Annotated in this window: 20 protein-coding genes; 5 read left to right on the top strand and 15 right to left on the bottom strand. The window is 58.5% G+C overall.

Annotated elements, in window-relative coordinates:
* Positions 1-418: hypothetical protein (locus tag SHM7688_RS20050; protein ID WP_233486607.1), on the top strand; the 418-nt coding region annotated here is incomplete at its 5' end.
* Between the two features lie 15 nt (positions 419-433).
* Here SHM7688_RS20050 and SHM7688_RS10405 read toward each other — a convergent pair.
* Positions 434-1,165 carry an SDR family oxidoreductase gene (locus tag SHM7688_RS10405; RefSeq protein WP_058239880.1) on the bottom strand — a complete coding sequence of 244 codons (732 nt, stop codon included), beginning with the start codon at positions 1,163-1,165 and terminating at the stop codon, positions 434-436.
* 233 nt (positions 1,166-1,398) lie between these two features.
* On the opposite strand from SHM7688_RS10405, the gene SHM7688_RS10400 reads away from it, so the two are divergent.
* Entirely contained in the window at positions 1,399-2,286 is an 888-nt protein-coding gene (locus SHM7688_RS10400; RefSeq protein ID WP_058239879.1) for an AraC family transcriptional regulator, read from the top strand.
* Between the two features lie 61 nt (positions 2,287-2,347).
* Here SHM7688_RS10400 and SHM7688_RS10395 read toward each other — a convergent pair whose 3' ends face one another.
* The 7 genes from SHM7688_RS10395 to clpB all read right to left on the bottom strand — a co-directional run bounded on the left by SHM7688_RS10395 (position 2,348) and on the right by clpB (position 12,530).
* On the bottom strand, positions 2,348-4,300 hold the full coding sequence (locus SHM7688_RS10395) for a methyl-accepting chemotaxis protein (RefSeq protein ID WP_223229284.1): 1,953 nt from the start codon (positions 4,298-4,300) through the stop codon (positions 2,348-2,350).
* Between the two features lie 124 nt (positions 4,301-4,424).
* Positions 4,425-5,048 (bottom strand): protein-methionine-sulfoxide reductase heme-binding subunit MsrQ, encoded by a 624-nt coding sequence (msrQ, locus tag SHM7688_RS10390; protein ID WP_058239878.1) that lies wholly within the window; start codon positions 5,046-5,048, stop codon positions 4,425-4,427.
* 7 nt (positions 5,049-5,055) lie between these two features.
* On the bottom strand, positions 5,056-5,958 hold the full coding sequence (msrP, locus tag SHM7688_RS10385; protein WP_058239877.1) for a protein-methionine-sulfoxide reductase catalytic subunit MsrP: 903 nt from the start codon (positions 5,956-5,958) through the stop codon (positions 5,056-5,058).
* A gap of 129 nt (positions 5,959-6,087) precedes the next feature.
* A complete protein-coding gene (locus SHM7688_RS10380; protein WP_058239886.1) occupies positions 6,088-7,581 on the bottom strand; it encodes an FMN-binding glutamate synthase family protein in 1,494 nt (497 codons plus the stop codon).
* 86 nt (positions 7,582-7,667) lie between these two features.
* Positions 7,668-8,342 carry an HAD family hydrolase gene (locus SHM7688_RS10375; protein WP_058239876.1) on the bottom strand — a complete coding sequence of 225 codons (675 nt, stop codon included), beginning with the start codon at positions 8,340-8,342 and terminating at the stop codon, positions 7,668-7,670.
* A 98-nt stretch (positions 8,343-8,440) separates the two neighbouring features.
* Entirely contained in the window at positions 8,441-9,835 is a 1,395-nt protein-coding gene (gene dgt, locus SHM7688_RS10370) for a dGTP triphosphohydrolase (RefSeq protein WP_223229285.1), read from the bottom strand.
* Positions 9,836-9,914: 79 nt separating this feature from the next.
* Positions 9,915-12,530 (bottom strand): ATP-dependent chaperone ClpB, encoded by a 2,616-nt coding sequence (gene clpB / locus SHM7688_RS10365; protein ID WP_058239884.1) that lies wholly within the window; start codon positions 12,528-12,530, stop codon positions 9,915-9,917.
* A gap of 211 nt (positions 12,531-12,741) precedes the next feature.
* On the opposite strand from clpB, the gene SHM7688_RS10360 reads away from it, so the two are divergent.
* Together SHM7688_RS10360 and pyrF are read left to right on the top strand one after the other, a co-directional pair.
* Positions 12,742-13,062, top strand: coding sequence for a hypothetical protein (locus SHM7688_RS10360; protein ID WP_144432552.1), 321 nt, complete (start codon positions 12,742-12,744; stop codon positions 13,060-13,062).
* A 155-nt stretch (positions 13,063-13,217) separates the two neighbouring features.
* Complete coding sequence (pyrF, locus tag SHM7688_RS10355) at positions 13,218-13,937, top strand: orotidine-5'-phosphate decarboxylase (protein WP_058239883.1); 720 nt, start codon at positions 13,218-13,220, stop codon at positions 13,935-13,937.
* Positions 13,938-13,962: 25 nt separating this feature from the next.
* On the opposite strand, the gene SHM7688_RS10350 is transcribed toward pyrF, so the two are convergent.
* Positions 13,963-14,442: an NUDIX hydrolase gene (locus tag SHM7688_RS10350; protein WP_058239874.1), complete on the bottom strand. Its 480-nt coding sequence runs from the start codon at positions 14,440-14,442 to the stop codon at positions 13,963-13,965.
* Between the two features lie 41 nt (positions 14,443-14,483).
* On the opposite strand from SHM7688_RS10350, the gene SHM7688_RS10345 reads away from it, so the two are divergent.
* Positions 14,484-15,737: a DNA polymerase IV gene (locus SHM7688_RS10345; protein ID WP_083499015.1), complete on the top strand. Its 1,254-nt coding sequence runs from the start codon at positions 14,484-14,486 to the stop codon at positions 15,735-15,737.
* A 44-nt stretch (positions 15,738-15,781) separates the two neighbouring features.
* Here SHM7688_RS10345 and SHM7688_RS10340 read toward each other — a convergent pair whose 3' ends face one another.
* The 6 genes from SHM7688_RS10340 to SHM7688_RS10315 form a co-directional block, all read right to left on the bottom strand.
* Positions 15,782-17,002 carry a phenylacetate--CoA ligase family protein gene (locus SHM7688_RS10340; RefSeq protein WP_058239872.1) on the bottom strand — a complete coding sequence of 407 codons (1,221 nt, stop codon included), beginning with the start codon at positions 17,000-17,002 and terminating at the stop codon, positions 15,782-15,784.
* 160 nt (positions 17,003-17,162) lie between these two features.
* On the bottom strand, positions 17,163-17,981 hold the full coding sequence (locus tag SHM7688_RS10335; RefSeq protein ID WP_058239871.1) for an ABC transporter ATP-binding protein: 819 nt from the start codon (positions 17,979-17,981) through the stop codon (positions 17,163-17,165).
* Between the two features lie 73 nt (positions 17,982-18,054).
* A complete protein-coding gene (locus SHM7688_RS10330) occupies positions 18,055-19,338 on the bottom strand; it encodes an ABC transporter substrate-binding protein (RefSeq protein WP_058239870.1) in 1,284 nt (427 codons plus the stop codon).
* Between the two features lie 78 nt (positions 19,339-19,416).
* The gene (locus tag SHM7688_RS10325; protein ID WP_058239869.1) at positions 19,417-20,493 is read right to left on the bottom strand and encodes a branched-chain amino acid ABC transporter permease; all 1,077 of its coding nucleotides are present in this window, start codon (positions 20,491-20,493) and stop codon (positions 19,417-19,419) included.
* Positions 20,493-20,750 (bottom strand): hypothetical protein, encoded by a 258-nt coding sequence (locus SHM7688_RS10320; RefSeq protein ID WP_058239868.1) that lies wholly within the window; start codon positions 20,748-20,750, stop codon positions 20,493-20,495. The genes SHM7688_RS10325 and SHM7688_RS10320 overlap by 1 nt, the downstream gene beginning before the upstream one ends.
* Positions 20,751-20,756: 6 nt before the next feature.
* The gene (locus SHM7688_RS10315; RefSeq protein WP_058239867.1) at positions 20,757-21,758 is read right to left on the bottom strand and encodes a branched-chain amino acid ABC transporter permease; all 1,002 of its coding nucleotides are present in this window, start codon (positions 21,756-21,758) and stop codon (positions 20,757-20,759) included.
* Positions 21,759-21,797 lie beyond the last annotated feature (39 nt).

Here is a 21,797-nt window from a genome sequence, read left to right as displayed (position 1 = left end):
GGGGGTTCTAAGGTTATCACGCAGAACCCGCAAGCGCTTTTTCAAACAAAAATCACCTTTTTTCAAAAAATCTCAAAAATATAACAATATCAGTAATTTACACACACCCCAGCCACCAAGACATCCCGCCAGACCCAAAAAACCAAACCAAAACACCAAAACTCACCAACAAACACACCCGACTCCCAAAAGACTCACTCAAATCAAAACCAAAGTCCCAAACAAACAACGCAACACCAAACTACAACGTCGGTATCACAGCAGTATCCCAACAGTATCACAGCAGTGGAACAATCAACCCAAGCACACCACCGAACTCACAAAAACAAAACACGCAACACAAGGGAGAGGGAGGAAGGGCAGAATCAAAAAAGCCGCCTTTGCTCCTTCACAGAACAAAGACGGCCTCAGCACATAATAGAGACGCGGCCTCTTAGGGTTGCTGGCGTGTGGCGGTGATCACCACGTCGCGGATGTTCACGTTCTGGGGCTGCCCCACCATGAAGAGGGCGGTGCGGGCGATGTCATCAGCAACAAGCACGCCGCCCATGGCGTCTTTCCATTCCTCATAGCCATCAATGATCGCCTGATCCGTGGTGTGACCCAGCAGTTCGGTATCGACTGCACCAGGGCAGAGGCTCATCACACGCACGCCAAGATCCGCCACTTCTTCACGGACGTTTTCGCTGATCGCGGAAACGGCAAACTTGGTGCCCACATAGGCGGCATGGTTTGGGAAAGCTTTCTTGCCAGCCACAGAAGACACGTTGAGGATGGTGCCCGATTTGCGGGCTTTCATATCCCCCAGCACAAGCTGCATGCCATTGAGCAGAGCGACCACATTCAGGTCATACATTTTCTGCCATTCCGCAGGATCCTGTGTGTCCACCTGACCGAGCAGCATAACGCCTGCATTGTTGATCAGGCACTCTACCGGACCGTAGGTTGCCTCTGCTTCCTTGACAGCGTCACGAAACGCCGTTGCATCGGTCACATCCACTTTGCGGCACAGGGTATTGGGCAGGTTCAGCGCCTCAGTTTTTTCTACGCGACGCGCGAGCAACAACAGAGGGTGCCCTGCTTCGGAAAACCGCTGCGCCATCGCGGCACCGATGCCGGAGCTTGCGCCAGTGATAACAACGAGACCTTTGGTATGTTCGGTCATGGGGAGACCCTTTCTGTTCTGTGTGCATTTGGGCAGAGGCTCATAGATGTTGCCCCGCCGTGTCTGTCCCCCTCAAACTAAGCGGTCAGAGGCGCTGTGAGAATGATGGTTCCTGTCGAAAACCTGCACATTTCTATCAAAGCAGCCGAAATCCCGGCTTATATTGAGGTCATCCATGATGTTTTATGCCATAGCCCCCCGACAAACGGGCGTGCAGCACCACAGGAGCAACGATGCAGCATTTGGAAGAGGTCAAAGAGCGCTATGGATTCAGCGCGGGTGCGGGCTATGTGCCCACCACATTGCCACAGGTGCAGTTCTTCTGGTCCACAGAAGCCGTACCACGCGCGCCGCTGATTTATAATGCCGGGATCGTGCTCATCCTGCAGGGGCACAAAACCGGCTATCTGGGCGATCATGTGTTTGAATATGACCCCGATCATTTCCTTGTGGTCAGCCTGCCCACCCCGTTTGACTGTGCAACCTTTGCCACCCCCGAAGATCCCCTGCTGGGGCTGTTCATCCATATCGACGTGGCGGTGCTGCGGGAGCTGGCCCCGCTGGCGACACCCGCTCAGACCGCGCCAACGGGCACGCCCGCTCTGGGGTTGGCGCCTGTTCCTGTGGACCCGGATATGAAAGCCGCTGTGGACCGGCTTTTGCGCGCGCTCTGCTCTGAGGCCGAAAGCCGGGCTTTGGGCACGGGCATTGTCAGAGAAGTTTTGTTTCACGCCCTCAATGGCCCCCATGGCGGCGCGCTTCAGGCGCTGGCCAAAGCGGATTCACATTTTGAGCGGGTGTCGCGCAGCATTGTGCACATCCGGGAACACTATCCGCAGAACATCACGGTGGATGCATTGGCCGACACAGCCGGGATGAGCGCACCGGTGTTCTTTCGCGCCTTCAAGAGCATAACAGGATCATCGCCGCTGCAATATCTCAAAGCCACGCGCCTGAGCCGGGCCAAAGGATTGCTGCTGGAAGGAAGCGTGGGCGTTGCCGAGGCAGCCCATCGAGTGGGCTATGAAAACGCGGCCCATTTCAGCCGCGAATTCAAAAAGCATTTTCACGTCAGCCCCAAAGAGGCGCAGAGCTCGGGTTATGTGCCCATTGATGTGTGAGGCGCGCCTCTTTGGCAAAGGCGCGCACTCTTTGATTTGGACGTGAGATCAGAAAGCTGCCTCAGAAGTCCGCCCAGGTGTCTTCGGCCAGCGCCGCTGCCGTCGCAGCACCGGTATTGGCCTGAGGCTTGGCCTGTGCCACCTCCTGCCAACCATCATCAAGCGCCGCCTCGGAGGTTTTCTTGGGCGATTTGGCCGGGGTCGCCGTTGGGGTGGCAGGTTTGGACGCTGACGTGCCCGGCGCTTTGGCTACCACTTTGGCGGGGCGATGCGCCTGTGGCGCGCCAATATCAAAGCCATTCACCAGATCCACCAGCCGCATGGCATCGGTATTAAGCATATGGCCCGCGGCAGTGGCCTCTTCGACCATAGCGGCATTCTTCTGGGTGACCTGATCGAGCTGGGTCACACCAGAGTTGATTTCTCCAAGCCCCGTGGACTGTTCTGCGGCGCCTGTCGCGATGTCAGACACCATCTGAGAAATCCGCGCGACCCGTTCAATGATATTGTTGAAGGACTCGCCCCCCTTGCCCACCAGTTCCACGCCCTGCTGCACATGTTTGGAAGATTCATCGATCAGCTTTTTGATTTCCATCGCCGCTTCAGAGGAGCTGTGCGCCAGATTGCGCACTTCGGAGGCCACGACCGCAAAGCCGCGTCCGGCATCCCCTGCGCGCGCCGCCTCAACGCCCGCGTTCAAGGCCAGCAGGTTGGTCTGAAAGGCGATGTCGTCAATCACCGAAACGATTTGGGAAATCTGACTGGAGCTTTGCTCGATCTCCGTCATCGCAGCCACGGCACTCTGCACCACCGCTTCGCTCTGCTCGGCTTCATGCTGTGCTTCGGACATGGCGGCTTCTACGTTGCGGGCCCCATCGGCGGCGGCTTTGACAGAGACGGTCATGTCATCCAGTGCGGCGGCGGTCTCTTCCAGCGTGGCGGCCTGACTTTCGGTGCGTTTGGACAGATCATCAGAGGCCTGACTGATCTCGGCAGACCCATGGCGGATGGAGCTGGCCGCATCCACAACATCGGTCATGGTGCTGCTGAGTTTGGACATGGAGCTGTTGAAATCCCGACGCAGTTGATCGTAGGGCTCAGGAAAAGCGGTTTCGATCTGGGCCGTCAGATCGCCCTGCGACAGGCTTGAGAGATGGCTCGACAAGGTTTTCACCATGGCCGTTTGCGCCGCCTCATGGTGACTCTGCTGTTGTTCCATGTCTTTCTGTTTCACAAGCGCATCGCGGAACACACCAACGGTGCGCGCCATATTCCCCAGCTCGTTCTGTGTTTCCACAAAGGGGATGTCGCTTTGGGTCTCCCCCTCTGCCAGCTTTTCCATCCGTGCGCCCAAACGGTTGAGCGGACCGGTGACACTGCGGGTCAGGAAGATTGAGGCCGCCCCCATGATCAGCATGATCACCCCCATGATGGCCAAGGCCTTGTTGCGAATGGCGGCCAGTTCCGCTTCGGTATCCCCCGTGTAAGCTCCGGTGCCAATGACCCAGCCCCAAGGCTCATAAAGATTGGCGTAACCGATCTTGGCTTCCGGCACATCAGAGCCGGGTTTGTTGAAATGGAACTCTACCGCGCCATGGCCTTGGCTGAAGGCGATGTCATGCAGCAGCTCATAAACCCGCAGCCCGTTCACATCCTCAAGCGTGCGTTTGTTCACGCCGACAAACTCGGGGCGATAGGGGTGCACCTGCACCACATAGTCTTTATCAAACACATAGAGGTAGCCGGCGTCGCCAAAACGAAACGCCGTAAGCCGCTCACGAGCGAGCTGTTGTGCGGACTCCAGCGTATAGAGGCCATTTTCCACACCGTCATGAAGATCACCCAGCAGGCTGATCCCGATCTCGGTGATGTTCTGAAGCTCGTGATCCCTGCGGTCTTCAATGGTGTGGCGCATCTGATTTTGCGAAATCAGCGTCAGCGCTGCCGAACACATCAACGCCAGTACAGCGAGCGCAATGATCCGTGTAGAGAGTTTGTGGATGAAGGGGGGCAAATTCTTATTCCTCCGCATATGAGTCGCGATGCCTTTTCATCGCGGTTTACGTCGGAGGGCGTTAACGCTGCCTTAGCGGCAGAAGCAAAGCGGCGCAGAAAATGAACCTTTAAAAAACGCCCGGTCAGGCCGGGCGGGGACGGCTGGGTTTACGGGCCTGTTTGATCCCCTTTTTGGGCAGGCGGCGCAGGGCGATGAGGCCAACAATCACGGCCAGATATACATAGGGTTCATACTGAAAACTTTTGACCTGCATGATGTAGTGGACGCCGCCAAGCAGCACCGCCCCATAGGTGGCCTTGTGCAAAAGCCGCCAGCGCGCACCGAGCTTGCGCACGGACCAATTGTTGGAGGTGAGCGCCAAAGGCAGCAGGATCATGAGCGAGACCATGCCCACAATGATGTAGGGGCGTTTGACGATGTCGGCCCAGACTTGGCTGAGGATCTGCACATCCAGCACCATCCAGACCAAAAAGTGCAGCAAAATGTATGCAAACCCAATCACGCCCAGCGCGCGGCGCCAGCTGAGCAGGTTGATCTTGGCAAACCGGCGCAGCGGAGAGATGGCCAGGACCGCCACCAACACCTGAAGGCCGGTTTTGCCCAGCGCATGTTCCATCGCCTTCACTGGATCAACCCCCAGATCGCCCGAAAACGCCGCATAGAGCAGCCAGACCGGATAGGCGGTCCCAATCAAATAGAGCAGCCAGCCCGGTATTTTTCGAATGTATCTGTTGAGACGATCCATCACGGGCTCAGTAGAACTTGCGCAGGTCCATGCCCTCATAGAGACCCGCGACCTCTTCTTCATAGCCGTTGAACATCAGCGTCGGGATGCGCTTGGCAAAGAAACCGCCGCCAATCGGGCGCTCAGAGGCTTGAGACCAGCGTGGGTGATCCACCTGTGGGTTCACATTGGAATAGAACCCATATTCGCTGGGCACGGATTTGTTCCAGCTGGTGGGGGGCTCTTTGTCGGTCAGCGTGATGCGGACAATGGATTTGATCGATTTGAACCCGTATTTCCAAGGCACCACCAGACGCAGCGGTGCACCGTTCTGTTTGGGCATCGGATCGCCGTAGATCCCTGTGGCCATCAATGTCAGCGGATGGTTGGCCTCATCCAGACGCAGACCTTCGACATAGGGCCATTCCAAAAACGGGGCGCGCTGGCCGGGCATTTCCTCAGGGCGATAGAGCGTTTCAAAGGCCACATATTTGGCCGAGGACTGCACACCGGCCAGATCCAGCAGATCCTTAAGCTCAAACCCATTCCAGGGCACCACCATGGACCAGGCTTCAACACAGCGGAACCGATAGATACGTTCCTCAATCGTCATCTGAGACATGATGTCGTCAAAGGCATAATCACCGGGATGATCGACCAAGCCATCAATGGTCACGGCCCAGGGTTTGGTTGTCAGTTGATGGGCATATTTGGCCGGATCATCCTTGCGCGTGCCAAACTCATAGAAGTTGTTGTACTGGGTGATCACATCCAGCGGCGTCGGCTCCAGATCAGTCGCGGCCTGCCCTTTGGGCGCGATGGACGCCAGTCCGAGACCCGCCATACCGGCCATGATCTGGCGGCGGTTCAGGAAGGCAGACTTGGGTGTCACATCTTCATGGGTCAGGGTGTTTTTCCAGCGGTATGCCATCAGTCGCTCCTATGCCTTTGCACCGGTGATACCGCAGCATAGGTGGCTCACGCCACCCACGCGGAGTCACGATGGTGTAAGCGGACTGAAATGTTTGCCCACCCTACGCCGCACGGACAGCGCAGAATTTTAGGATTTTGCCACCATCTCTGGGCGCGGGAACACCTCATTCATAGGCACCGACCGCCCGTTGGCCTGCACCAGTCGCACATGGCGGCGGCGCAGTTTGCGCGGCTCAGACACGCCCACCGAATGGGAGATGACCTCCACCTCCTTGACCAGCGCCTGTGCATAGCGCGCCACGCGTGGGGCCTTGCGATCCACCACCAGCCCTTTCTGAAAGCGCGGATCATGGGTGGTGATGCCGGTTGGGCAGGTATTCTTGTTGCATTTGAGCGCCTGAATGCAGCCCAGCGCAAACATGAAGCCCCGCGCCGAGGTCACAAAATCCGCCCCGGCCGCCAAAGCCCAGGCCACATCGCCGGGATTGACCAGCTTGCCTGAGGCAATCAGGCGGATGCGGTCCTGCAGGCCAAATTCGTCGCGCAGATCCGCCACCAAAGGCAGCGCTTCGCGCACCGGCATGCCGACCAGATCCATCAGCGGCATGGGCGCCGCGCCGGTGCCACCTTCGCCGCCATCAATGGTGATGAAATCCGGGGCCATATCCGCGCCGCGCCGGGTGATGGTTTCAAACAGCTCTCGCATGACAACCTCAGCACCAACCACGGTTTTGATGCCCACGGGTTTGCCGGTTACTTCGCGAATGTGGCCGAGAAACTCCAGCATGTGATCAAAATTGTCGATCTCGCGGTGGCGGTTGGGGGAGATGCCGTCCTGCCCCACTTTCAGGCCGCGGATCTTGGCGATTTCCTCGGTGACCTTTTCACCGGGCAGGATGCCGCCTTTGCCCGGCTTGGCCCCCTGCGCCATCTTCACCTCAAACATGCGAATTTTGTCATGGCTGGCCAATTCGCGCAGCTTGCCATCATCCAGCCCGCCGTGTTCATCCCGCACCCCAAATTTCGCGGTGCCGATCTGATACACAAGATCACAGCCGCCTTCATAGTGAAACGGAGACACGCCGCCTTCACCTGTGTTGAGCCAGACACCCGCTTTGGCCGCGCCATGGCTGAGCGCCTGAATGGCAGGTTTGGACAGCGCGCCGTAGCTCATACCAGAGATGTTGAAAAACGAAGGAGCCATATAAGGCGTGCGCGCTGTGGGGCCAATCATCAGCGATTCCGAGCAGGCATATTCATCATCCAGCGGCGGAAAAGGGTCATTCACAAAAATTGGCGTGCCCGGCACGTTGAGATTGCGGGTCGACCCAAAGGCAACCGTGTTGGACTGACCTTCGCCTGCGCGCCCCACCCATTCGCGTTGGGCGCGGTTGAACGGCAATTCCTCACGATCCATGGCAAAGAAATACTGCCGAAAGAACTCTCCCAGTTCTGAGAAGATATGACGAAAGCGCCCGATGACCGGATAGTTGCGGCGGATGGCATCCCCGGTCTGGTTGCGGTCGATGATAAACAGCACGATCGCAACGGCAATGAGCAGGGCAAAAATGACCACAAAGGTGAGGCCGAGAAATTCCACCACATCAAAGGCTGTTTCCATTGTGGTTTCCATCGGCGGGCTCCTTCGTGATTTGGATCGGCTGGCGCGTTGCGGCTAAAGTGATCCCCAAATCGCGCGAGCGCAAGTCACGTCACCGCACGCGGGTGTGTGGGACATTTCAAAATCGCGGGAAGCGCGCGCATGTCCTCAAAAAGCTGGTCACAGATCGGGGCCAACCGCGCGGCGGGCATGTCGGCACAATAGCCAAGCGTATACATACCTGCGGCTTTTCCGGCTGTTGCGCCATTTGGGCTGTCTTCGATCACCACACAGCGCGCGGGGGCTATGCCCGCCCGTTGCGCCGCCAGAAGGTAGACATCCGGCGCGGGTTTGGGGGTGGTGACATCCTCACGCGAATAAATCCGCCCTTCAAAGCGGGCTTTCAGACCACAGCGGGCCAGCGTGACATCCATCTTGGCATGGGGACCATTGGAGCAGACCGCATAGGGAATGGCGGCCTGATCCAGCCAATCCAACACCTCGACAATGCCGGGGATCGGGGTGACGTCTTTGGCCAGTGCGGCAAACACTTCTTCATAGATGCGCGCCACCCAATCGGGCTCCAGAACGGCCCCTCTGGCGCGCGCGGTTTCGTATACACCCTGCATCGTGCCCCCCACAAAAAGGGTGATGATTTCCTCCTCAGGCACAAAGAGACCACGGGCCTTCAGGTTGTAGTGTATCACCCTGTTGGTCAGCCGCTCGCTGTCCACCAGAACACCGTCACAGTCAAAAAGCACAAGGTCGGGAAGCAAAGGCATGTCACAAAACGCTCTAGGAAATATGCAGGTATCTCTTCAGCTTTATAGTGCAGCTATGTCAGCCATGTGACCTTCTATAGTTTCCCCGCCCCTACCCTTTACGATGTGCCGGAAAGCAGTTTGGCGGTTTCCACGGCGTAGCGATCTGTCATGCCTGAGACAAAATCCGTCATGGCGTGCAGGGCGGTGTAGTTGCTGTTGACCCCGCGCAGGTCGAGGCCGACAGCGCGCACCAGTTGCTTTTCATAGGCTGGCAAATCGGCTTCGCTCCAACCTGCCTCTTTCAAAGCGGTGTAGGCCGGGAGAATGCCATCCAGCACAGAGAAGATCAGATTGCGGCCGCGTACCTCGAGTTTGGTTTTGCGGGGCGCGGTAAACAGCTGTGCGCTGGCCAATTTACGGATCGCGCGGAATTGTGAGCCAAGGGCTGAGTCGTCCATCAACTCGCCGGAATAGCGGCCAGCCATGATGTCGGTGTAATTTGTTTTGAACGCCTCCACACAGGCGCCGATGGCGCTGCCAATGGCCATGGCGCGCAGATGGCTGATCTGTTCGTACTCGGTGAAGCCGGATTGATCGTTCGGCTTGTTCTCGATGAGATCAAGCAACAGCCCCTTCACCTTGGCAAAGCTGAGATCCCCGGCGGTGAACCCGTCTTCGAGATCGACAATATTGTAGCAAATGTCGTCTGCGGCCTCGACGAGGAAGACCAGCGGATGCCGCCGCCACCAGCTTCTGCCGTCTGGATCTTTCTCTTCAATCAGGCCCAGCGCAGTGGCGGTGGTGGCAAAGATGTCCCTCTCATCTTCAAAAAAGCCGAATTTCTTGGCCCCCGCATAGATGTGCTTTTTGACGTCGGCGGGTGCGATGCCTGTCGCCGCTTTGGCGTCTTTGATCGCCTTGGAACTGCTTGCCGACATGGGGTATTTTGTGAACGCGCCAATCACGGCATGGGTGAGATCCATTCCGCGTTTGCCGCGATACATTTCGAGACGGGTGAGGATGCGGTAGCCTTGAGCGTTGCCCTCAAACTTGATGAATTCTTCCCAGAGCGCCTCATCCACGCCCTTGAACAGGCCTTCGGACCTTTCAAACTGCTGCTTAAACCACGCGCCAATTGTGGCTTCTCCGGAATGGCCAAAGGGCGGGTTGCCGATGTCATGGGCCAGACAGGCGGCGTGAATGACGCCCGCAATCTTATGGGCTTCGCCGGGTTTGATCTCGCGCTCTTCTTCCAGCCAGTGCCCCACCTGCATGCCCAGATTGCGGCCCACGCTGGCCACCTCGGAAGAATGGATCATGCGGTGGCGCAGGTGGTCATTGGCATAAAGCGGATGGACCTGCGTTTTGTTGGCAAGCCGCCGGAAGGGCGCGGAGAAGGTGATGCGATCTGCGTCCTGCGTGTAGTTCGGGCGGCCCGGATCTTCGGCCCGCCCCGGTTTGCCCGGACGTTCCGTATTCAGCAGCGTCTGCCAATCCATTGTCTGTGCCATGCCTGCCCCTGTGATTCTTGTTGTTCTTATGAAAAAGGCCCGCCGAAACAGCGGACCTTCTTATTAGATATGTCCTGGATCAATGCACAACCGCATCGTCGGGTTTGGGCTGCCCTGAGGTGCCAAGGCGGTCGCCGATGATCAGCCCCTCCGCCCCGGCGCTGACCGGGATGGTGTCGCCGTCTTTCACGTCGCCCGCCAGAAGCGCCTCGGCCAGCGGGTTTTGCAGGGCGCGCTGGATCACGCGTTTGAGCGGACGTGCCCCAAAGACCGGATCGTAGCCTTCATCGGCAAGCCATTTCCGCGCGCCTTCATCAAATTCCAGACTAATCTTGCGACCGGCAAGGCGCTTTTTCAGGCGTGCGAGTTGAATATCCACAATACCGTCCATATCCGCCCGCGCGAGGCGGTCAAAAATGATGGTCTCATCCAGACGGTTGAGGAACTCGGGGCGGAAGTGCGCCCGCACCGCATCCATCACATCGCGCCGCGCATCTGCGGCATCCGCACCCTCAGGCAGCTGGCTGAGCGCCTGCGCGCCAAGGTTGGAGGTGAGGATGATCAGCGTTTGCTTGAAATCCACCGTGCGGCCCTGACCATCGGTCAGCACACCATCATCAAGCACCTGCAAAAGCACGTTGAAGACATCCGGATGGGCTTTCTCCACCTCATCAAAAAGCACCACCTGATAGGGACGACGGCGCACGGCCTCTGTCAGCACGCCACCTTCGTCATAGCCGACATAGCCGGGAGGCGCGCCGATCAGGCGGGCCACCGCGTGTTTCTCCATGAACTCAGACATGTCGATGCGCACCATGGCGCTGTCATCATCAAAAAGGAACTCGGCCACCGCTTTGGTCAGCTCGGTTTTCCCCACACCGGTTGGCCCGAGGAAGAGGAAGCTGCCAAGGGGGCGGTTTTCATCATTGAGGCCCGCACGCGCACGGCGCACCGCATTGGACAGCGCGGTGACCGCGGAATGCTGACCAATCACGCGGCGGTGCAGGTCATCTTCCATACGCAGGAGCTTTTCACGCTCCCCTTCCAGCATCTTGGAGGTTGGAATACCGGTCCAGCGTTCGACCACCTGCGCAATCTGTTCAGGACGCACGGCCTCTTCCACCGTCATTTCGCCTTCGGCACTTTCTGCCGCCTCCAGCTGTTTCTCCAGATCCGGGATCACCCCATAAGACAGCTCACCTGCGCGGGCGAGATTGCCTGCACGTTTGGCGATGTCGAGATCAGCGCGCGCCTTTTCCAGCGCTTCCTTGATGTGTTGCGCGGAGGCGAGCTTATCGCGGCCGGCCTGCCATTTGGCGGTGAGCTCGGCGGATTTCTCCTGCAGATCAGCGAGGTCTTTCTGCAGGGTTTCCAGACGGTCCACAGAGGCTGCATCATCCTCAAGTTGGAGCGCCTGTTCCTCGATCTGCAATTGAAGGATCTGACGGTCAAGCGCGTCGAGCTCCTCGGGTTTGCTGTCCACTTCCATACGCAGGCGAGAGGCGGCCTCGTCCACAAGGTCGATGGCCTTGTCCGGCAGGAAGCGATCGGTGATGTAGCGGTGGCTGAGAGTGGAGGCCGCCACCAGCGCCGCATCCGAGATGCGCACGCCGTGGTGCAGCTCATACTTCTCCTTGATGCCGCGCAGGATGGAAATCGTGTCTTCCACGGTGGGCTCTTCGACCACAACCGGTTGGAAACGCCGCGCAAGCGCCGCGTCTTTCTCCACATATTTGCGGTATTCATCCAGCGTGGTTGCGCCGATACAGTGCAGCTCACCACGCGCCAGCGCAGGCTTGATCAGATTGGCCGCATCCATCGCACCGTCCGATTTTCCCGCACCCACCAGTGTGTGCATCTCATCAATGAAGAGGATGATTTCGCCTGCGGCCTCGGTCACTTCGGTCAGAACCGCCTTGAGACGTTCCTCAAATTCACCACGGTATTTTGCGCCCGCAATCAGCGCGCCCATGTCCAGCGCCAGCAGCTTTTTGTTGCGCAGGGATTCCGGCACATCGCCATTCACGATGCGCAGGGCCATGCCCTCGGCAATCGCGGTTTTCCCCACGCCGGGCTCCCCGATCAGCACCGGGTTGTTTTTGGTGCGGCGACTCAGCACCTGCATGGCGCGGCGGATTTCATCATCGCGACCAATGATCGGATCGATTTTGCCTTCGCTGGCGCGCTCGGTCAGATCCTGGGCGTATTTCTTGAGCGCCTCATAGCCATCTTCAGCAGACGCGCTGTCTGCGGTGCGGCCTTTGCGAATGTCGTTGATGGCCGCGTTGAGCGCTTTGGCCGTGACGTTGCCTGCTTCAAGCGCGTCGCGGGCTTTGGATTTCACCATCACAAGCGCCATCAGAATGCGCTCTACCGGGACAAAGCTATCACCGGCTTTCTTGGCGAGGCTTTCGGCCTCAGACAGCACTTTGGCGGAGGTGTTATCCAGATAAGGCTGGCCAGTGTCGCCGGACACCTGTGGCTGTTTGTTTACCGCGACATCCACCGCAGCGCGCACCTGAGCGGGATCACCGCCAGCGCGGGTGATCAGATTGGCGGCGAGCCCCTGATCATCGTCCATCAATGCTTTCAGAATATGTTCGGGCACCAGACGCTGGTGATTTTCCCGCATGGCAATCGTTTGAGCGGCTTGAATAAAACCGCGCGACCGCTCCGTGAACTTGCTCAAGTCCATGGTCATTCTCCTTCTCATAAGCGCCCGTTTCTGGTCATGGCGCCCGCTTTGCGGCACGCCCCGGTTCGGGCCTCAGCATAGATGTGGGACCCATATCCAATCAGATCAAGACTGTCAGAACGTAAATTCATCAGGTTTTTAGAGGTTTGGGCCATGCTCAAATACCAAGGGGGCAAATGGCCCTAAAAATCCCCCTAGTCTTGGACAAATTTTGCCCCATTTCAGCGGCATGTTCATTGCACCACTCAGAACGACCAAGAAAGGGCACAGCATGCATGTGACCGACATCCAGATCTCTAACCCCACCTACCGCCAGACCCTTGGAGAATTCTCCGCGATGGTCAGCCTCAGCTGTGACGCCCGTGATGTGAGACTTCTGTGCAATGTGCCCGCTGAGGAAGAACAGTCTAAAGGCGCGCGCCGTCTGGCCTTTATCCGAGATGCCCTGCGCCAATTGCGGCGGATGCCTGAGATCCGCACGGGGCGCGAAGAGGTATCTTTTGCGCCGGGCATTTTGCCCAACGAGGGCTGACACGACCCCATATGTACTTTCAAACAGCCCCCATGCGGGGCTGTTTTGCGTTAAAATCCCTGCAAAACCTCTGTGCCAAGGCTTGCCCGACACAGGGGAAGGCGGTAGGAAGCGCCCGTTTGCTTTTTGCCACCCTGAAACCGCTGGAGACCCCCATGAGTTCAGACGACCGCCTGATCGTAGCCCTTGATGTGCCCAATGCCCTGGAGGGTTTGAAGCTTGCCGAGACCCTTGGTGACACCGTGTCTTTCTACAAGATCGGACTGGGAATGCTCACCGGTGGCGGGCTGGCATTGGCCAATGAGCTGAAAGATGAGCATGGCAAGCGGATCTTTCTGGATATGAAGCTGTTTGACATTGGTGCCACGGTTGAGGCCGCCGTGCGGGGGCTGGCGCAGTTTGATCTGGATTTCCTGACTGTGCATGGCGACCCGCATGTGGTGGCCGCCGCCAAACAGGGCGCCGCCGGAAGCAATCTGAAAATTCTGGGCGTCACCATCCTGACCTCTCTGGACCGCAGCGATCTGGACAATTGCCTGATCAAAGAAGGTGAAATCCGGGATCTGGTGCAGGAACGTGCGGGGCGGGCCTTTGACGCTGGGGCCGATGGCGTGATTGCCTCCCCTCAGGAAGCCGCTTTGATCCGGGCCCTGCCAGAGGCCGAAGGGCGTCTGATCGTGACGCCGGGTGTGCGCCCGGCGGGGGCCGCGCTTGGCGATCAGAAACGTGTGGCCACCCCGGCCAATGCGGTTGCCGATGGGGCAAATCACATTGTGGTAGGCCGCCCGGTCTGGACCGCAGAAGATCCGCGTGCCGCCGCCGAGGCGATTGTCAGCGAGCTGGCCTCTGCACAGGCGCGTCAGCCCAACCGTTGATCCACAACATCACAGGCTGTCTGCGTCAGGCGCAGGCGGCCAGTGGCACCTGATAGCGGCTGGGCTCAAACCGGTCGGTGGCGGCAATGAAATCCGCAAGCCGCGCCTGAAAATGCGGAATGCCTCTGGGATGGGTCAGGTAGACCTGAGGGGACATCAGCGTCCAGCGCTGCCCCTCATCGCCCAGCACAATGCGCTGTGCCGCTGAGGCCGGAAGCTGGGCAGCAAAAAACCACGTGAAGTGATCGTGCCGCTGATAGCGGCGGGCCCAGACCACATCACCCTCTGACAGGTTGAGTCCAATTTCCTCGCGGGTTTCGCGCAGCGCACAACAGAGACCGGATTCATTGCCCTCGCGCCCGCCGCCGGGGAAATCCCAATAGGCTGGCCAAGGGATATCAGGTTTGTCATCGCGCAGCACCGTGACCAGTTTATCCCCCACAAACAGGATCAGCTTGGCGCCGCGATAAGCCCTGTCAGGTAGTGTGTGAAATGCTATAGTCATGGCCTGTTCCGTGTGAAGCCTGTTCCGTGCGAAGGTGCCCAATGCCAGCAGTATGCCGCGATTGTCTTAACGAATTGGAAACCACAAAAAGATGTCCAAACTGTGGTAGCTTTCGAGTGACAGCCCATCCGGAGCTGTTTTCGCTATCTATAGCGCATATGGATTGCGACGCGTTTTATGCAAGTGTGGAGAAGCGCGATAACCCGGATTTGATTGACAAGCCCGTGATCATCGGCGGCGGCAAACGCGGCGTGGTGTCCACTGCCTGTTATGTGGCGCGCATTCGTGGCGTGCGCAGCGCCATGCCGATGTTTCAGGCGCTCAAGCTCTGCCCGGATGCGGTGGTGATCAAGCCCCGCATGGACGTCTATGTGGAAGTCAGCCGTGCCATTCGCAAAATGATGGATGAGCTGACCCCGGTGATAGAACCCCTGTCGCTGGACGAAGCCTTTCTGGATATGAGCGGCACGGCCAAACTGCATGGGGCCCCGCCTGCGGTGATGCTGGCCCGGCTGACCAAACGCATGAAAGACGAGTTGGGCGTGACCGGCTCCATAGGGCTGTCCCACAACAAATTTCTGGCCAAGGTGGCGAGTGATTTGGACAAGCCGCGCGGCTTTTCGGTGATTGGCAAGGCGGAGACAAGCGCCTTTTTGGCGGACAAACCCGTTGGCCTGATCTGGGGCATTGGTCCGGTGGCGCGCGACAGCCTGGAACGGGCGGGCATTCGCACCTTCACCGACCTGCTGCGGTGGGATCAGCAGGATCTGATCGCCCGGTTTGGCAACACGGGTTATCGTTTGTGGCATCTGGCGCGCGGACAGGACAAGCGCAAGATCTCGGCCCATACGCCGATGAAAAGCATCAGCAACGAGACCACATTCTATGAAGACACCGCCAATCTCGATATTCTGGACGGGCATCTGTGGCGGCTGTCAGAAAAGGTCAGCGACCGCGCCAAGGCCAAGGATCTTGCCGGGCGCGTCGTCACGCTCAAACTCAAACGCGCCAATTTCAGCAGCATCAGCCGACGTGTCAGCCTGCGCGATGCCACGCAAATGGCGGATACCCTCTATCGCACGGCGCGTGGCCTGTTTGATCAGGTTGGCAATGAAGGACCCTATCGGTTGATTGGTGTGGGTCTGGCGGATCTGGTGCCAGCCACACAGGCAGACCTTTCTGGGGATTTGCTGGATCCTCAGGCCAGCCAGCGCGCCAAAGCAGAGCGCGCCACGGATGCAATCCGGGCGCGCTTTGGGGCGGATGCGATTGTCAAAGGCCGCGCGATGCGTTGAGGGATGTCAACGCGGCCAGCGGCGCACCCACCACGGGGGGTGCTTCAGTCGTACTTACGCTGATCTTCGATCACGATGCCGTCTTTGGGCAGGGCGCCCGGCGCGACGATCTCAATCTGTCCCTTGAGTTTGAGCGCATCTGCCACCGATGCGCCATAGGCCTGCGCATCGCCACCGGTGCTTTCAATCTGCACCGTCATTACATCCATCTCACCGGAGCGAGTCGCAATCACGCGGGCCTTGGACACTTCTTCATGTTTTGCCACAAGCGCAGCCACCTGCTCTGGACGGACAAACATGCCTTTGATCTTGGCGGTTTGGTCTGCACGACCCATCCAACCTTTGATGCGCATGTTTGTCCGGCCACAGGGGCTTTGCCCAGGGAGGATGGCGGAGAGGTCGCCAGTGGCAAAGCGCACAAGCGGATAATCCGGGTTGAGAGAGGTCACAAGTACTTCGCCGACTTCGCCGGGGGCCACGGGCGTGCCTGTACCGGGGGTGACGATTTCCACGATCACGCCTTCGTCAATGATCATGCCTTCCATAGCCTCTGATTCATAGGCGATGGAGCCCAGATCCGCCGTGCCATAGCCCTGCAGACAGGTGATGCCCCGATCGGCGTATTCCTGACGCAGCGAGGGGAACAATGCGCCACCGCCCACTGTGGCTTTGGTGATTGCGAGCTTTTCGCCCATCTCCTCGGCCTTGTCCAAAATGATCTTGAGATAGTCTGGCGTGCCTGCATAGGCGGTGGTGCCGATATCGGCCGCCGCGCGCACCTGCATTTCAGTCTGCCCCACACCGGCGGGCAAAACCTTAGCGCCCACCGCACGCGCCCCGCTCTCAAACATCATGCCTGCGGGGGTAAGATGGTAGGAAAAGCAGTTCTGAACAATATCGTCCGCGCCAATCCCCACCGCATGCAGCACCCGGCCAAAGCGGAACCAATCCGAAGTCTGGCCACCGGGTTCATAGATTGGGCCGGGGGACTGGAAAACATGCACGATATTGGGATTGCTGAGATCGGCAAACCCGCCCAACGGACCGTTGGCTTTCTGCGCGGTGCCCAATTCGGATTTGCGCAGAACCGGCAGCCCGGCCAGGGCCTCTACAGAGGTGATCGTCGCAGAATCGACGGATGACAAACTGGACAAAAACCCCGGTAAAGCTTTGGCCCGCGCGATCTGTGCGGGCAAAGCAGCAGCCACATCGGCGGCGCGCTGATCGGCGCTGCGGGTTTCCAGGTCGTCAAAAAAGCGGCTCATGGTGCCATCCTTTGTTTGTGCTCGCGCCACAGCGGTGATGTGGCAAAGATGCGCCAGGCCGCTGCCTCTGAGTCAGCGCGGAACGGCGGTCGTGAGAGTGCCCCAGCGGGCGGAGGGAAACGTGAAACCGAGCCTGTCGCCGTTTCACGCAAGTCAGGTGTCAGCTCAGCCAGCGTTTGCGACGACGGTAAGACCGCACATCGCGGAAGGATTTGCGGCCGTCATCAGACATCCCGAGATAAAATTCTTTGACGTCGGGATTTTCGCGCAGATCGGCGGCGGGGCCATCCATAACCACACGTCCGCTTTCCAGAATGTAGCCATAATGGGCAAAGCGCAGAGCAACGTTGGTATTCTGTTCTGCGAGCAGGAAAGTATTGCCTTCCTTTTCGTTGAGATCTTTCACGATGGTAAAGATCTCCTCCACCAACTGAGGTGCAAGCCCCATGGAAGGTTCATCCAGCAAGATACACTCCGGACGGCTCATCAACGCGCGGCCAATGGCCACCATCTGTTGCTCGCCGCCAGAGGTATACCCGGCCTGGGATTTGCGACGGGTCTTCAGACGCGGGAAATAGTCATACACCATTTCCAGATCCGCGGCGACATCGCCGCCACTGCGGGTATAGGCCCCGGTCAGCAGGTTCTCTTCTACGGTCAGATGTTCAAAGCAGTGTCGGCCTTCCATCACCTGAATGACGCCTTTTTTCACCAATGCGGCAGGATCCAGATCGGCCACCGGTTCACCCCGGTAATTGATGGAGCCTTTTGTCACCTCGCCGCGTTCAGAATGCAGCAGGTTGGAGATGGCTTTGAGCGTGGTGGTCTTGCCTGCGCCATTGCCACCCAGCAACGCGGTGATGCCGCCCTTGGGCACAGACAGGCTCACGCCTTTGAGCACGAGGATCACGTGATTGTAGATCACCTCGATATTGTTGACCTCCAGCAGGGTCTCTTCGGTGCGACCAGCGTCAAGCATATGCGTTGTCTTTCTCTCGCTTTTGGGGTGCTCCGGCCGAAAACCCGGCCGGAGCGGAGGTATTTAGAGCCGCTTACTTACAGCCAGCTTCAATGTTGTTTTCCGCCGCGTAGGAGGCGGAGTCTTCCGCAACCAAAGCGCCAATGACTTCGCCGTCGGTCTCTTTAAAGTCAGAGATCATTGACCAGGTCTGATTGGCTGCGTCCCACTGAGTCATGCCAACGAGGCCCGGACCACCGTGGTTTTCACAGGACACGTTGAAGCTTGGGCCGAAGTTCGGCATGCCCAGAGCGGTCATCTTGGCTTCGTCGATCACCAGTGCTTCCATGCCATCGCGCATCATCGCCGGGGTGATCTCTGCGGTGCCGTGCATTTCCTGTGCGGTTTTGGCAGCCTCAGCTGCGAGCATCGCCGCGTACATGCCACGGTTGTAGAGCACGTTGCCAATCTGATCACCGGCACCTGCGGCTTTGCCAGTGTCCACAACATATTTCTGGATGTCGTCAAACACAGGGAAGTCACGGCCCACGTTGTGGAAGGTCACGGCTTTGTAGCCATTGGCCTTGTCGCCTGCAGGCAGCACGTCATGCTCCGCACCGGACCACCACACTCCGATGAAGTTTTCCATCGGGAAGCGAATGTTGGAGGCTTCCTGAATGGCCACCTGGTTCATCACGCCCCAGCCCCACATGACCACAAAGTCCGGACGCTCGCGGCGGATCTGAAGCCACTGGGATTTCTGTTCCTGACCGGGGTGATCCACCGGCAGCAGGGTCAGCTCATAGCCGTGCTTCTTCTGCAGTTCTTCGAGCGTGCGGATCGGCTCTTTGCCATAGGCGGAGTTGTGATACACCAGCGCGATTTTCTTGCCGGAGATGTCACCCCCGTTGGATTCCAGAAGGTAGTTGATCGCACCGGAAGCCCCATCCCAGTAGTTGGAGGGATAGTTGAAGACATTGCTGAAGACTTCGCCGTTGGCCGCAGAGGTCCGGCCGTAGCCCATGGTGTGCAGCGGGATGCCGTCTGCGGTCACTTTCGGGATCAGCTGATAGGTGATGCCGGTGGAGAGCGGCTGATACACCAAGGCGCCTTCGCCTTTGGTGGATTCATAGCATTCCACGCCTTTGGCCGTGTTGTAGCCGGTTTCACATTCCAGCAGTCGGGTGGGCACGCCACCAATGCCACCGTCACGCTCGTTGAGCAAAGTGAAGTAGTCAGCATAGCCATCCGCGAAGGGGATGCCGCCTGCCGCGTAAGGGCCGGTACGGTAGCTCAGTGATGGGAACACCAGGTCCGCCATTGCCGGAGCAGCGGCCATCATGGCGGTCACGGCCATGGTTGCGAACTTCATTTTCATCGGGTTTCTCCTCCCTTGGTTTTTGTCCGATGTGTGTCCGGGGCCTCCCCGCCCCGGTGGATGGTCAGGGCCCCGCCGTCAGTGCGGGAAGGGCCACAACCGCAGTTTCTCCTTGGCCACGCGCCAGAGTTGGGCGAGGCCATGGGGTTCAGCGATCAGGAACACGATGATCAGCGCCCCCACGATCAGGAATTCGAGATGCGCGGCAATGTCGGTCGGCCAACCGAGGCCACCCACAAGCACGTTTTTCAGCAGCACCGGCATCAGAACCAGGAAGGCTGCGCCGGCAAAGGAGCCGAAGATCGAACCCAATCCGCCGATGATGATCATGAAGAGCACCAGGAACGACTGGTTGATGCCAAAGGCTTCGCCCACTTCCACCGCGCCGAGATAGACCGAGAAGTACAATGCGCCCGCCACACCGATGAAGAAAGAGCTCACCGCAAAGGCAGACAGCTTGGCTTTCAGTGGGTTCACCCCGATGATCTCGGCCGCAATATCCATATCCCGGATGGCCATCCATTTGCGTCCCTGCATGCCCCGCGTCAGGTTGCGCGCGATGAGCCCCACGATGGTGAGCAGAACAAGACAGAACAGATAGGTCGCCCAGGCAGACGTGTTCGGACCGGTGACGGCAACGCCAAATACGGTGCGTTCCGGGGCCGAAATCTGGCCAGAGGCCGAGTAGTTGTAAAACCATGGCACCCGGTTGAAGAGCCAGACCAGAAAGAACTGAGCCGCAAGCGTGGCCACGGCCAGATAGAAGCCTTTGATGCGCAGGGATGGCAGACCAAAGAGCACCCCGACCAGCGCGGTGACACCCCCCGCCAGAAGCACATGGATAAAGATGCTGATTTCGGGGAAAGAGGTCATGAGCTTATAGCAGGCATAGGCGCCCACCGCCATGAAGCCCCCGGTCCCGAGGCTCACCTGCCCGCAGTACCCCACAAGAATGTTCAGACCAATCGCCGCGATCGAATAGATCAGGAACGGCAGAAAGATCGCGTTGACCCAGTAGTCATTGATCAGGAACGGCACCACGATGAAGGCAAAGAGCATCAGCGCATAGTAGCGATACCGGTCGAATTTGATCGGGAACGTCTGGTTGTCGTCAGCGTAGTTCGTTTTGAAATCGCCCGCTTCACGATAGAACATCAGCTGTTCTCCTCGTTGTATTCTTTTTCAAGATGGGACCGGTCCGCCCGGTTCCGTTGCTTTGCATAGCCGGAGCGCTCTGCATGGCGCACCAGTTGGAAGTAAGCCCAGATGCCCACCATGCCCCCCACAGCCGCCAGAATGGCTGCAATGGTCATTTGCCTTGGCTGAGAGGCGTCGCCGGTGATGGCGAGGTATCCGAAGGCCCAGAAGCCGGACCAGGCAACCACATTGAGGAGAGCAAGGAGCTTTGGCATCGCGCGTTACACCCTTTCGATGATTTTCTCGCCAAACAGCCCTTGTGGGCGGAAGACGAGGAAGACCAGAGCCAGCACATAGGCAAACCAGTTTTCGGTTGCGCCGCCCACCAGCGGGCCCACGGTGAATTCAAAGAGCTTTTCGCCCACGCCAATGATCAGTCCGCCGACAATGGCACCGGGGATCGAGGTGAAGCCGCCCAGCATGAGCACCGGAAGCGCTTTCAGAGCGATCAGTGACAGAGAAAACTGCACCCCGGACTTGGCCCCCCACATGATGCCAGCAACCAAAGCCACAAACCCAGCCACAGACCAGACCATGACCCAGATGAAGTTGAGCGAGATGCCGACCGACAGCGCGGCCTGGTGATCGTCTGCCACAGCGCGCATGGCGCGGCCCTGTTTGGTGTACTGGGAGAACAACACCAGCGCGATCACAAGCACAGCCGCAATCGCCGTGGCGACCAGATCCAGCTGATCGAGGAAGAAGCCGTAGAAGTTCTCGTTGCCAAAGCCGAGCCACTGGGTGTTTTCCTCAATCCAGAAGCTGCCGCCCTGTGGCAGGCCAACATCCATTTTCTTGATGTCAGAGCCCCACATCAGATCGCCAAACCCTTCGAGGAAATAGGCCAGACCAATGGTGGCCATGAACAGAATGATCGGTTCCTGATTGACCAGATGGCGGAACACAAATTTCTGCACCGCCCAAGCGAGGAGCACCATGACACCCATCGTCAAAAGGATCGCCAGAAGTGCGGGCACATGCCAACCGAAATGGTGAATTTCCGTACCGAGCGCGGCGTTGATCAGATGGGCAAAAGGCACCTGCCCTTTCATGATCCCAACCAGAGTTGCTGCGGAAAACAGCGCCATTACACCCTGGGCGTAGTTAAAGATGCCAGAGGCTTTGTAGATCAGAACGAAGCCTAGCGCGACGAGGGCATAAAGCACCCCGGCCATCAGGCCATTGAGCACAACTTCGGTGCCGTAGAGAAGACTTTCAGGCATCAATCACGCCTCCGAATTGAAATTGGGACACAGGGGATT

The organism is Shimia marina, assembly GCF_001458175.1.
GTDB classification, from domain to species: Bacteria; Pseudomonadota; Alphaproteobacteria; order Rhodobacterales; family Rhodobacteraceae; genus Shimia; species Shimia marina.
This window is presented reverse-complemented; position numbering and strand designations above follow the sequence as displayed.